The organism is Phreatobacter sp. (genome assembly GCF_052440005.1).
Classification (GTDB): Bacteria; Pseudomonadota; Alphaproteobacteria; order Rhizobiales; family Phreatobacteraceae; genus Phreatobacter.
Window position 1 is genome coordinate 1 of sequence record NZ_JBQVQL010000120.1, and the last position, 11514, is coordinate 11514.

Here is an 11514-nt window from a genome sequence, read left to right on the forward strand (position 1 = left end):
GGTCCAGCGTGCCGAACTCGCGGGCGAAGGCCTCGTCGGACGCGTCCACCAGCGCCAGGCCGCCGCCGTCGCGGCGGACGAGGCGCACCGGCGGCCCGCCATTGGCCGCCTCGACCTGGAAGCGGTCGGCGAGGCGGACGAGGAAGGGCGTCGTCCAGCCCGGCAGGCGGGCATCGGCGGAGAGGCCGCCGAAGGCGACGGTGACGGAGGGCTTCATGGGGCGATCTCCTCGCAGTGGAGCGACATCAGGCGGCGCGCCGGCACGTCCTCGCGGATGGCGCGGATCTCGAAGATCCGGGCGCCCTTGCGGAGGCGGTGGGCGGCGGTGAGGCCGGTGAAGGCGCGAATAGTGATGCGGTGGGTGAGGCGCTGGGCGAGGCGCTCCTCGCGCATCGCCTCGGTGCCGCCGAGGGGCTCGATCAGCCCCCAGACCAGGGCGAGAGTTTCGTAGGCGCGGGCGACGCCACCGGCGCCGTCCGGCACCTCGTAGGGCGCCTCGACATAAAGGCGGTGGCGGAAGTCTCCGGGATTCATGCCACCCTCCGCGCGAGGAAGGGGGCGACGAGGTCCTGGACCATGCGCGGCATGACCGCCACCTCGTGGCCGACGGTGACCAGCGAACGGTTCTCGAACCAGTAGGCGGCCAGCAGCCGCAGCGCCTGGACGAGCGGCGCCGGCACGTCCTCCGGCGGACCGAAGCCGGCGGTGACGTCGATGGCGATGCCGGCGAGCCGCGGGGCGGGCTGCGGCACCTCCCCCACCCGCCAGGCGAGACGCGGGGGGACGGCGGTGCCGTCGAGGCGGAAGCGTTCTGCGGGAACGGCGACCGCGCCCTCCGCGGTGGTGACGGTGACCGCGTCGAGGCTCTGCACCGGCCCCAGCGGCAGGGTGAGGAGCCCGGTCGGCGGCCAGGCGTCGCGGAGGATGCGCCAGCCCTGGGTGACGAAGGCCCGCCCGGTCATCGCCTCGAGATGAGCGCGGGCGGCGGTGGCGACCGAGCCGATCAGGGCGTCCTCCTCCGTGCCGTCGACGCGCAGGAAGGCCTTGAGTTCGGCGAGGGTGAGCGGCTCGGCGGCCGGGGGTGAGGTCAGGATCAGGCTCATCGGGGCCTCGCGGGTGTGTCGCTGATGCGTGGCGGTGGCGGGCGTCGTGGTTCACGACGCCGTGTGACGGCGACGGATCGCCTTCGTGTTGACACGGGCGGCGGGCACGGGCCTTCTCGGACCGATCCGAACCGAGGTGACGACGTGCATTGGACCTTCCGGGCGCTGGCGGCGCTCGCTCTCGCCGGCACGACGCCGGCTGCGGCGGTGATCGGCGGCGCTCCCGTCCCCGACGGCGATCCCGTCGCCGCGCAGACGGTGATCATCACCGGCGGCCAGGGCTTCTGCACCGGCGCCGTGCTGGGCGATCGGCTGGTGCTGACCGCCGCCCATTGCGTCGCCGGCAACGGCCGCATCGCCGTCCTCATCTTCGGGCCGGGGCGGCAGCCGCTGATCAACGAGATCGTCGACCGCCGCGTCCATCCCGAATACCGGCAGGCCGACTGGCAGGCGCGGCGCACGGCGGTGGACCTGGCGGTCATCCGCACCGCCCAGCCGATCGGCCATGGCCGCCGGGCGGCGACACTCGCCGCGGGCGGACTACCGGCGGCCGGCGCATCGGCGCGCCTGGTCGGCTTCGGCCCTTCCGCCGAGGGTGACGGGCGCAGCGCCGGGACGCTGCGATCCGCCGCCTTGACGGTCACGGGGCGCCCCTCGTCCTATCAGGTCCGGCTCACCGGGCCGGCCGGCGCGACGCTCGGCGCCTGCACCGGCGATTCCGGCGGACCGGTCTATGCATCCGAATCGGGCCGTTCCGTCGTATCGGGTGTCGTGAGCTGGACGACCGGCCGCGGTTCGGCCCGCTGCGGCGTCCTGACGGGCACGGTGCCCGTCGCCCCCCACCGGCGTTGGATCGAGCAAGCCGTTCGCGGCCTCGGAGGTTCCTGATGCATCTCGTGTCCCCCGCACGTTCCCTTCTGGCCGGTGCCGCGCTGGCAGCGGGTCTCGCGACGACGCCGGCGCAGGCCATCATCGGCGGCAGCGCCGTCGGGCCCGGCGATGCCCTCGCCCGCTCGTCCGTGCTCATCGTCACCGGTGACGCCAACGGCTGCACCGGCACGCTGATCGGCCGTCGCAGCGTGCTCACCGCGGCCCATTGCGTCGCCGGCGCCCGGCTCGCCGTGGTCGCCTTCATCCGCGAGGGCCGCATCATAGCGCTGACCCCCGTCGTCGCGGCCTCGGGCCATCCCGGCGTGCGCAGCCCGACGGGCGGCACGGCGCCGATCGACGTCGCGGTCCTCACCATGCGCGACCTGCCGCCGGCCGGCTTCGGCCCGGCGCGGATCGGCGGGCGCGATCCCGCCCCCGGCAGCCGTGTCACCATCGCCGGCTTCGGCCGCCAGCAGCTCGACAGCATGAGGAGCGCCGGCCAGCTCAGGCGCGTCACGCTGCCGGTGCTGCAGCGCTCGCCCTCCGGCTATACCGCCCTCGGCGACATGCAGATGATCGCCCGAGGCTTCGGCCCCTCGGCCTGCCAGGGCGATTCCGGCGGACCGGCGCTCGCCGGCGGCAGCGTCGTCGGCGTCGTCAGCCTGGTGTCGGGACCGCCGGAGACGCGCGGCTGCGGCTCGCTCACCGTCGCCATGCCGGTGGTGCCCATCGCGCCATGGATCCGCGGGGCCGTGGCGACCGGCGAGAGCCAGGCGCCCGCCAATCCCCGTGTCGCGACGCTTCCGCCGCCCCGCGCTCCCGAGCGGGCGGGCCTGCCGCCCTGGGCGCGGATCGACCGCGGCGGGAACTGAGGGCGAACGGCGGGGACTGCCGTCGCCGCGCCGAAACCCGCACGGTCCCAAGGACTGCCCCACCCGCAGCCTCCGCGCGCTGCCGCGCGGAGAGGGTAAGGGTGGGCCCATTCCAAGGACGCCTCCGGCCTTGCTTTCCGTCATGGCCGGAGACCGAAGCGACGGCGGCGGCATCCCGCCCCTTACCCGTCGAACTCCTTGTCACATCCGACCAGAAGGTCGCGGCCGCTTTTGGGCATCGGGAAGCCGTAGCCGGCGCCCTGCCCGGGCCAGGAAAGCCGTCCCTCGCGATGGGCATCGCTCCCGTAGAGATCGACAGCGATCTTCTGCATCGCGAGGTGCAGCGCCTGCAGTGCGTCGGCGCCCCAGGCGGCGCTCTCCCGAAGCGCATCCGGCCAGCCGATTTCGTAGCGGCACCGCCAGGCGTCCTCCTCATCGATGGGCTGGAACAGCCGCACCGCCACCGGCACGTCGCCCGTGTCGGTCCTCAGCGTCAGAACCCGCATCCCGATGAGCATGGCAGCCTCCGGCAGGCCGAGGCCCTAAAGCCTAGCCGGCCTGCCGGGCCTGGTCAGTCCGTCCGATGCCGGATCAGCTCGCCGCCACCTTCAGGAGCTTGATGGCGTCGTAGTCCGCCACGCCGCCGCCGACGCGCTTGGTCGTGTAGAAGAGCACGTAGGGCTTGGCGGAATAGGGGTCGCGCAGGATGCGCAGGCCGAGCCGGTCGACCACGAGATAGCCGCGGCGGAAGTCGCCGAAGGCGATGGGCGTGGTGCCGGCGCCGATATCCGGCATGTCCTCGGCCTCGGTGACCGGGAAGGTGAACAGCCCGGCGGCACCGCCCGCCTGGGCCGGCGGCGACCAGATATAGGCGCCCGAGCCGTCCTTCATCTTGCGCACCACCGCCTGGGTCTTGCGGTTCATGACGAAGCGGCCGTTCTGCCGGAACCCCGCCTTCAGCGCGTAGATCAGGTCGAAGAGCACGTCGGCCGGATCGTCCTCGGGAAAGGCCGCCGCCTCGCCGGTGACGGTGAAGCCGATCTTGCCCCATTCCCAGGCGCCGTTGGCGACGAGGGTCTGGGTGAGGAAGCCGGTCGGCTTGTTGACGCCGTTGCCGGAGACGAAGGCGGCGCCCTCCTGCTCGGCGAAGACGGTCTCGACCTCGCCGGCGATCCAGCTCTCGAGATCCACCGCCGCGTCGTCGATGAGGGTCTGGGTCGCCGCCGGCATGGCGTAGAGCTCCATGGCCGGGAAGACCTGCTCGGCCAGCACCGGGCTGTCGGTCTGCGCCCGCGCCGCCGCCTCGCCGACCCAGCCGGTGGCCGGGCCGGTCCTGGCGAAGGGCCGCTTGAAGGTGGCGCCGGAGACCTGGCGGACGCCGGCGATGGCGCGGATTGGCGAGAGGGCCGAGAGGCGCTGCGTCACCGTCGTCTCGATTTCCGTCGGGGCGAGATAGCCGCCGTCCGGGCCGGAGCCGACCGACATGGCGCGGGTCTCGAGGCTGCGCAGGCCGGAGGTCTCGCCGGAGCGGATATAGGCCTCGAAGGCGGCCTTGTGCTCGCCGGCGCCGGCCCTCACGTCACGGCGCTCGGGGGCGAGGCCCGGCCGGCGCGCCTCCAGCGCCAGGCGGTCGAGGCGGGCGAGCCGCTCGTCGAGCGCCCGGTCGATGCGGGCGAGCTTCTCCTCGGTGACGACGTCGGCGGAGCGCCGCTCGATCTCGGCGAGGCGGGCGTCGTTCGCCTCCTTGAAGGCCTCGAAGATGCGCATGACCTCGGTGTGGGTCACCTGCGCCTCATGCGGCAGGATCGTCTTGGTCTCGGGGGAGGCGTCGGCGTGGATCTCGGGCATGGGGTCCTCGGGGTCTTGGGGGTGGAAACGCAAAAAGCCCCGCGATGGCGGGGCTTTTGGGAAACGAAGCTCGGCGGCAGGTCGGGATCAGGCGCGACGGCGGCGCCACTCACCTCTCCCCGGCCGTGCAGGACGAGGCTCTCCTTTCACCTCTCCCCGCCGGGGAGAGGTGAGCGGAGGGGTCGGCGCGCGGAATCAGGGTTTCAGCGCATGCAGTCGCAAGGCAACGCGCTGTGCCCGATCGGGTTCGCCAACAAGACCCATACGGTCGATCTCGACGGCGAGCAGGTCATCGGCAATTCGGTCGGGGGCGGCCCCGTTTCTCACAAGCACCGCGAGAGGACCGACATAGTCGTCGTATTCGTCCTGCGCCTGCGCCACGCCGCGGACGCCGATCGGATCCCATTCACTCATCAGGATGGCGCGGATGCGGCTTTCGAGCAAAGTCATGCCGGCATCCTGCCTCACGCCGCGACCCGCGTCACCCGCGCCCCGGCCAGCGCCGGGAAGGTGACGACGGAGACCTCCCAGAGATCGACCTCGATGAGGCGGCGGGGCCCGTCGCGGCGGCGGCGCTCGGCGCGCACCGCCTTGAAGCCGATGGAGAGGCCGTCGACGGCGCCGGCCGCGAGGAGGTCGCGGGCCTCGCGCCCCCGCGCGGTGAGCGTCACCAGCCGCCCGGTGACGCGCAGCCCGACGGGGTCTTCGGCGAGGCTCAGCCAGGTGCCGATGGGTTCGGCCGGGTCGTGCTGCCACAGCATGCGGATGCCGGCGGTGCCGCGGCGCAGCAGCGAGGCCGAGAAGGCGCCGCGCTCTACCACGTCGTTCTGCGCGTCGGGAATGCCGAAGAGCGAGGCATAGCCGGTGAAGATGCCGGTCACCGGGTCGAGCCGCGCCGGGGGATAGGCCGCGGCCGGACTCATGACGGGCTCCGGGGGTTGCGGGCAAAGGGGGCGGCGACAAGATCGAGGGCGCTGATCCGCCCTCCCCCGCCACGCGGCGGCGGCGGGCGGCGCTCCTCCAGGGTGGCGAGGGTCTCGACGAAGCGGCGGATCGGGTCGCTCGCAGGCATCGGCCGGCGTTCCGGCCGGAGCCGGTGGAGAAGGGTCTGGATCATGGCGATGTCCCGCGGATGGGCCCTCCCGCGGGAGGGCGGCTATTGCTCCAGAAGCAGGGTGTTCTGGGCGAACTCGAAGCGGCGCAGCTTCGACAGGTAGCTCATGCCGAGAAGGTTGACGGTGAGCGCCCCTTGCGGGAGCACCACCGCGTCGACGGAGGCGACGGCGAGGCCCTCCACCTCGAGGCGGGGGATGGTGACGCGCTTGCCCATGACGCGGCCGTTGGCCGTCTGCATGGGCGCGTCCATGGTCGTGCCCGGCCGGACGAGGCCGAGGCCGGTCGACCAGGTCAGCGCGACGATGGTGGCGCCGGTGTCGACCAGCACGTCGAAACCGCGGCCGTCGGCCCGGGCGCGGGCCCGGACGTGGCCGTCGCGGTCGGCATAGAGGCGCCTGGCCGGATAGCCGCCGTTGCCGCCGGCCGGGACGGCGGCGGGGGTGGCGGTGGCGACCTGCGGCGCGCGATGGCCGGCAAGGCCGAGCAGTGCCTCGAAGGCGTCGGGCCGCAGCACGGCGAGGCCGGCGATCGGCACCATGAAGAGAAGGAAGGCTCTCGGCAGCATGACGGCGGGCTCCGTGCGCTGGACCCATGCTGGCGGGATCCTCCTTGGCGAGGGGTTAAGGGCGGCTCGCGCATTGCGCGCAGCGTCAACGGGCGGTCAACGGCATCGGAGACACGAGGGGTCATTCCTCCTCCCCGCCATGCGGCCGGCGGCGGCCGGCGCGCTCGTTGAAGCGGGCGAGCTCGCGCACGAAGGCGTCGAAGCGGCGGTTGGCGGCGGCGAGCTCCTTCAGCGTCCAGACGAGCAGGCCGGTGGTGACGGCGGCCCACATGAACAGGGCCAGGGCGGCGATGTCGGCGCGCTCGACGAAGGCGCGCACGACCGGTTCGGCACCCTGGGGCAGCATGGCGGTCCTTTCGGGGGGTGGCGATGGGCAATTGGCCGTCTGGGGAGTGCCGCCCGTGACGCCGTCACCTCTCCCCGGCGGGAGAGGTCGACCGGAGCGACAGCGACGGTCGGGTGAGGGGGAGAATGCTTGCCTGGATAGCTGGGGCCCCCTCACCCGGCCTTCGGCCGACCTCTCCCCGCCGGGGAGAGGTGACGAGCGTCACCGGCGACGCTCAGCCGGACCTCGACTGCCGATTGCGGACTGCCGACTGCCGTCCCCCTCACACCGCCGGCTTCTCCCGCGGGTAACCCAGCGCCTCGCGCTTCTCGCCGTCCGACAGGAACCCCGCCGCGCCGATCCGCCGCCAGAGGCTCTCCCGCTCGGCATGGAGGGCGCCGATGGCGTCCTCGTCCGGGGTGGCGTGAAGCGTTCCCTCCGGCACCAGCCAGCCGGCGAGCGCCCCGATGATCCGCCGCGCCAGCGGCAGGGCGGTGTCGCGGTGGAAGGCGCGGTTGGCCTCTTGGTAATTGGCGTAGGTGGCGTCGCCGGGAATGCCGAGGACGAGCGGCGGCACGCCGAAGGCGAGTGCGATCTCGCGGGCGGCGCCGTGCTTGGCCTCCATGAAGTCCATGTCCTTCGGCGACAGCGACAGCGCCTTCCAGTCGAGCCCGCCCTCCAGCAGCAGCGGCCGGCCGGCATTGCGGCTGCCTGAAAAGCTCTCGGCGAGCTCGGCCTTCAGCCGCTCGTACTGGTCCTCGGAGAGGGTGCCGTCGCCGCCGGAATAGACGAGCGCGCCCGAGGGCCGGGCGGCATTGTCGAGCAACGCCTTGGTCCAGGCGGTGGCGGCATTGTGGATGTCGACGGCGCTGGCGGCGGCGGCGAGCGGGGCGAGGCCGAAATGGTCGTCGAAGGGATGCGGCAGGGTGAGGTGCAGGACCGGCGGCACCGCGCCCTCCTGCACGAAGCGCAGCGACCGGCCGTCGAGCTCGTAGTCATAAGCCGCGGGCCGGCCGTCGGCGCCGGGCACGAGGCGCATTCGGTCGGGCCTGAGAACGTGCAGCTCGCGCACCCGGCCCTCGACGCTCACCGCCTCGGCATAGGCATTGCCGGTGAGGAGGAGATGCGTCGCCAGCATCTCGGCCAGCCCGACGCGGTCCTGGGTCTCGTTCGGCCGCTCGATGAGGAGCGCGGCCGGGTGGGCGGAGGCATCCGCGACGCCCTCCGTGAACTGGAAGGGGATCTCGGCCGCGGCGCGGGCGACGCGGGCGACGGCGCGGGCGGCGACCGGGTTCTTCGCCAGCGCCTCGGCATGGAAGCGCTTCGGTTCGGGCGAGGACCAGTGCGGGCGGCCGAGCGGCGACAGCGCGATGAGCGCGGCCGTGCGCGACCGCTTCGCCTCGGGGGCGCCGAGGAGACGGGAGAGGAAGGACATGGGGGGCTCCGCGAGGGGCGGGGTGAAGGCGTCAGTCGAGGCCGATGATGACCTTGTCGGGCCATTCGGGATGGCTCAGCCAGATCGAGATGCGGGTCAGGTCCCTGGCCGACGGCATGGTGACGACCACCTCATCCAGGACGTCTCTGACAAGAACGCGACCACCGGGGGTCCGGAGCACCGACGTGAAGTCCGGCGGCCGGCCCGGATCAACATCGGTGTGGTCACCGAGGAGCACGTCGGTCGGGCCATCCTGTTCGGGATAGGCCTTGACGATGATGCAGTCGGGCGTGGCCCAGGCCGGTGCGGTCGGCGGGTCGACCGCCGGAATATTGGCGGTGGGGCGGTCCTCGATGAAGAGGATCGAGTTGATGGGGTTCGTCGAGACTCTGTGCTTCATTCCGGTTCCCTCATTCGCGAACCGCTCGGCCTCCAGTCCATATCGAGCCGCCGGCGGCGAATTCAGCCGAGCCCTATTATCACCTTGTCCGACCAAACAGGCCGGCTGAACCAGAGACTGACCCGCGTCGTCGCGTCCGGGACAGCAACAGCGAAGACCTCGGTGTCGTCGACTTCAACGACGCGGATGAGGCGTGACGGAGTGGGGATCTCCTTGACAAATTTCGGCTCACGACCGGGATCGACCTCGGCGCGAGAGCCGATGACGACTTCCGTCTCAAATTCCGGGTCTCCACTGAGCAGGAAACTAATGGTGGTGGCCGTGGCGCAGGCCTGGCGGGCGAAGTCGTCAGGCTGGAAGATCGGCGGCTCGCCGCCGGCGGCGTCTTCGAGGAACAGGACGGGATTGGGCGGGCATACTCTTGCGGTCTGCATCAGAAGCCTCCGCGACGTTGGATCCCTCGGACATAGCCACCTTGAGCCGCACTACATGCCGCACATTGGGGGAAAATATCCTGCGGCTGGCCTGGCGGATTCAGAGCCGTATTGCGTTGGTGATCCGCCAGCCAGCGCTCGAAAATTCCTCCAGGGTGCCTAACTCCGCAAGTGTGACACCCATCACGATCACCGAGAAACTGTAACCGTTCGCGTTCGGAGCGATTGAGCGCCCGATCCACGGGTGCAGGAAACGATTCCACGGCAAAGCGCCCTGGGCCGTTAACGCCGTATCGGATCAACTCAGCTTCTCGGGCTTCAGCTCTCGCCGCGACGTCCCTCCAATGCTCGATCTGCCCCTCAACGGTAGCTGTGAGGCTCTTCGGACCGGGCCAAGTGGGGTCGCGCTGCCTGACTCTTGCTACGATAGCATCTGCTCTTGCCTGCAGAACCGCGATTACTGCGAGTTGCGCCGGCGTCGCCTGAGACAACGGCGTGCCGCGGCGCATCGTCATTTCGCGCGGCGATGAGCCGTCGCCGCTCGTCCATTGACCGCCCTCGGCACTCCCGGCCGGGACACGCGGCTGGTTCGGGTCGTAGCGCCGGTGCAGCCGCAGCGCTGTCTTGAGGACGAGGATGTCCCAGCGCAGATCGGCGATGGCACGCCACAGGCGCACGGGAGCGATCGCGCTGCGGGGGTCCCCCGCGGCACGCCATGAAGGCTGCGGTGTCATGAGGCCTCCGAAGCGGGCCGAATGAACGGGTGATGGCGAAGCGACCGGCAGGGAGGCCAATCTCAAAGCGCTGTCGCTGGCGGACTCTTGGAGGGGCAAGCCGCCATGGCCCCGGGCGGGGCGTCTGTATAGCCCCACCCGCACCCTCCCCTCTGGCGAGGGGAGGGAGACCATGGCGTCGCGTCCGCATCAGTGGCGGCGGCGCCAGGCCCAACCGCTTGAAGGGTAGTGCCAGCGCCCCTCTGCGCAGGACGGCGGTGCCCGATCCCCCTCCCCTCGCCAGAGGGGAGGGTCGGGGTGGGGCATTCCTGGACAAACTCAACAAGCAGAGGCGAAACCGCCTCCTAAAGCCCCCGCACCCGCGCCTCGGCCCGAGGCCGCAGCGCCAGATGCGTCACCGCCCAGACCAGCGCGTCCAGCCGGTCGGGGCTGCGGCCGTTCGACAGGCCGTCGGGCCCGAAATCGGCGAGCTCGTCCTCCAGCGCCGGAAAGCGCCCGGCATGGCGGACGCGGCCCTGCGCGTAGAGGGCTGCGACCGGCTCGGCGCGCAGGTGCTTGGAGCGCGCCGCGCGCACCGGCGTCACCGGCACGTCGGGCGCCACCTCCCCGATCACGGCGGCCACCATGTCGCCGCCCTGGTTGACCTCGACGACGAGCGCGTCGGCGTCGAGGCGGCGGTAGAGCGTCGCCGCCCTCCCCGCCCATTCGTGGGGCTTCAGCCCCTCGGCGCTCACATCCGCCAGCACGAAGACCGTGCCCTCCGCGTCCATGCCGCAGGCGACGATGCCGCAGGCATCAGCCCCCTTGCGGTGGGAGGCGGGCGGATCCACCGCCACGGCGATGCGTTTGAGCGCCGGGCTCGCCGTCACCCGCGCGGCCTCGATGGCCTCGCGGGAGAACAGCGCGCCCTCGCGGTCGTCGATCAGTTCGCCGTCGAGCTCCTGCCGGCCGAGCCGGGTGCCGCCATAGCGGGCCACCAGCGCCTTGACGACGCCGGGGGCGAGGTTGGCGGCATTGGCCGCGGTGGCCGAGCGCGTCACCACCGTGTCGGCATCGGCGAGCAGGCGGCGCATGAGCGCTGTGGCCCGCGGCGTCGTCGTCACCATGGCGCGCGGCCGCTCGCCGAGCCGGAGCGCGAAGCTCAGCATGTCCCAGGTCGCCTCCGCCTGCACCCATTTGCCGGTTTCGTCGGCCCAGGCGGCATCGAATTGCGGCCCGCGCAGCGCCTCCGGGTCCTCCGAGGAGAAGCCGTGGGCGACCGCCCCGTTCGGCCAGACCAGCCGGCGGCGCGAGGGCTCGAAGCGGGGCCGCTCGGCCGGAAAGCCCGAGGCTCTCAGCCCCGAGACCCCCTCCACCATGACCTCGCGGACCTGGTCGATGGTCTCGCCGACGAGGGCGATGCGGCCGGCCGTCGGGCCGAAGCCGTCGCGGCCGTGGACGATGCCGTGGACCCATTCGGCGCCGGCGCGGGTCTTGCCGGCCCCGCGCCCGCCGACGAAGGCCCAGACGCGCCAGCGGCCGCGGGGCGGCATCTGTTCGGGCCGGGCGAAGGCGGGCCAGAAGGCGCGGAGGCGGGCGATCTGCTCAGGCGTCAGTTCCGCGATTGTCTCGGGCCTTGCCCGGATCAAGTTGCGCCGCAAGCGCCTCAGCCCAGGCGTCGGCGTCCACAGGCGCGGTGACGGCGGCGGCATCGGCATCTCCGGCTTGGTCGCGGCCGGCGAGGGCCTTGCGGTCGAGGGTCGCGAGACGGTCGAGGGTGGCGGCCAGGGCGCCGAGGCGGCGGGCGGCGGTGGCGGAGGGGCCGCCGAGGCT

At 72.3% G+C, this 11514-nt stretch carries 17 protein-coding genes; 2 read left to right on the forward strand and 15 right to left on the reverse strand.

All coding sequences use genetic code 11. From position 1 onward, the window contains the following. The 3 genes from ACT6XY_RS20645 to ACT6XY_RS20655 all read right to left on the reverse strand — a co-directional run. A partial coding sequence (locus ACT6XY_RS20645; protein ID WP_444750189.1) for a hypothetical protein occupies positions 1–217 on the reverse strand: 217 nt, incomplete at its 3' end. After that, positions 214–534, reverse strand: a complete 321-nt coding sequence (locus ACT6XY_RS20650) for a head-tail adaptor protein (RefSeq protein WP_444750190.1) — start codon at positions 532–534, stop codon at positions 214–216. The genes ACT6XY_RS20645 and ACT6XY_RS20650, both read right to left, overlap by 4 nt. Beyond that, positions 531–1103 carry a head-tail connector protein gene (locus ACT6XY_RS20655; RefSeq protein WP_444750191.1) on the reverse strand — a complete coding sequence of 191 codons (573 nt, stop codon included), beginning with the start codon at positions 1101–1103 and terminating at the stop codon, positions 531–533. The genes ACT6XY_RS20650 and ACT6XY_RS20655 overlap by 4 nt, the downstream gene beginning before the upstream one ends. Before the next feature lie 144 nt (positions 1104–1247). Here ACT6XY_RS20655 and ACT6XY_RS20660 point away from each other — a divergent pair, with 144 nt between their 5' ends. Continuing rightward, positions 1248–1991 (forward strand): S1 family peptidase, encoded by a 744-nt coding sequence (locus ACT6XY_RS20660; protein WP_444750192.1) that lies wholly within the window; start codon positions 1248–1250, stop codon positions 1989–1991. Beyond that, positions 1991–2845, forward strand: a complete 855-nt coding sequence (locus ACT6XY_RS20665) for a trypsin-like serine protease (RefSeq protein WP_444750193.1) — start codon at positions 1991–1993, stop codon at positions 2843–2845. Before ACT6XY_RS20660 ends, ACT6XY_RS20665 begins: the two co-directional genes overlap by 1 nt. 182 nt (positions 2846–3027) lie before the next feature. Here the strand turns inward: ACT6XY_RS20665 and ACT6XY_RS20670 are convergent, their stop codons facing one another. The 12 genes from ACT6XY_RS20670 to ACT6XY_RS20725 form a co-directional block, all read right to left on the reverse strand. Continuing rightward, the gene (locus tag ACT6XY_RS20670; RefSeq protein WP_444750194.1) at positions 3028–3363 is read right to left on the reverse strand and encodes a DUF6968 family protein; all 336 of its coding nucleotides are present in this window, start codon (positions 3361–3363) and stop codon (positions 3028–3030) included. Between the two features lie 73 nt (positions 3364–3436). Next, entirely contained in the window at positions 3437–4693 is a 1257-nt protein-coding gene (locus ACT6XY_RS20675) for a phage major capsid protein (RefSeq protein WP_444750195.1), read from the reverse strand. Positions 4694–4888: 195 nt separating this feature from the next. After that, complete coding sequence (locus ACT6XY_RS20680; protein WP_444750196.1) at positions 4889–5143, reverse strand: hypothetical protein; 255 nt, start codon at positions 5141–5143, stop codon at positions 4889–4891. 14 nt (positions 5144–5157) lie between these two features. Continuing rightward, the gene (locus ACT6XY_RS20685) at positions 5158–5574 is read right to left on the reverse strand and encodes an HK97 family phage prohead protease (RefSeq protein ID WP_106750866.1); all 417 of its coding nucleotides are present in this window, start codon (positions 5572–5574) and stop codon (positions 5158–5160) included. A gap of 38 nt (positions 5575–5612) precedes the next feature. Continuing rightward, complete coding sequence (locus ACT6XY_RS20690) at positions 5613–5810, reverse strand: hypothetical protein (RefSeq protein ID WP_444750197.1); 198 nt, start codon at positions 5808–5810, stop codon at positions 5613–5615. Between the two features lie 39 nt (positions 5811–5849). Next, positions 5850–6374 (reverse strand): retropepsin-like aspartic protease family protein, encoded by a 525-nt coding sequence (locus tag ACT6XY_RS20695; protein WP_444750198.1) that lies wholly within the window; start codon positions 6372–6374, stop codon positions 5850–5852. A gap of 121 nt (positions 6375–6495) precedes the next feature. Then, complete coding sequence (locus tag ACT6XY_RS20700) at positions 6496–6720, reverse strand: hypothetical protein (RefSeq protein ID WP_444750199.1); 225 nt, start codon at positions 6718–6720, stop codon at positions 6496–6498. Positions 6721–6982: 262 nt separating this feature from the next. Next, the gene (locus tag ACT6XY_RS20705) at positions 6983–8134 is read right to left on the reverse strand and encodes a phage portal protein (RefSeq protein ID WP_444750200.1); all 1152 of its coding nucleotides are present in this window, start codon (positions 8132–8134) and stop codon (positions 6983–6985) included. A gap of 31 nt (positions 8135–8165) precedes the next feature. After that, on the reverse strand, positions 8166–8534 hold the full coding sequence (locus ACT6XY_RS20710; protein ID WP_444750201.1) for a hypothetical protein: 369 nt from the start codon (positions 8532–8534) through the stop codon (positions 8166–8168). A 62-nt stretch (positions 8535–8596) separates the two neighbouring features. Beyond that, positions 8597–8968 carry a hypothetical protein gene (locus ACT6XY_RS20715; protein ID WP_106747374.1) on the reverse strand — a complete coding sequence of 124 codons (372 nt, stop codon included), beginning with the start codon at positions 8966–8968 and terminating at the stop codon, positions 8597–8599. Positions 8969–10046: 1078 nt separating this feature from the next. Then, on the reverse strand, positions 10047–11234 hold the full coding sequence (locus ACT6XY_RS20720) for a DNA-packaging protein (protein WP_444750202.1): 1188 nt from the start codon (positions 11232–11234) through the stop codon (positions 10047–10049). A 52-nt stretch (positions 11235–11286) separates the two neighbouring features. Further along, positions 11287–11514, reverse strand: a 228-nt coding sequence (locus ACT6XY_RS20725) for a hypothetical protein (RefSeq protein WP_444750203.1), incomplete at its 5' end; no start/stop codon positions are given.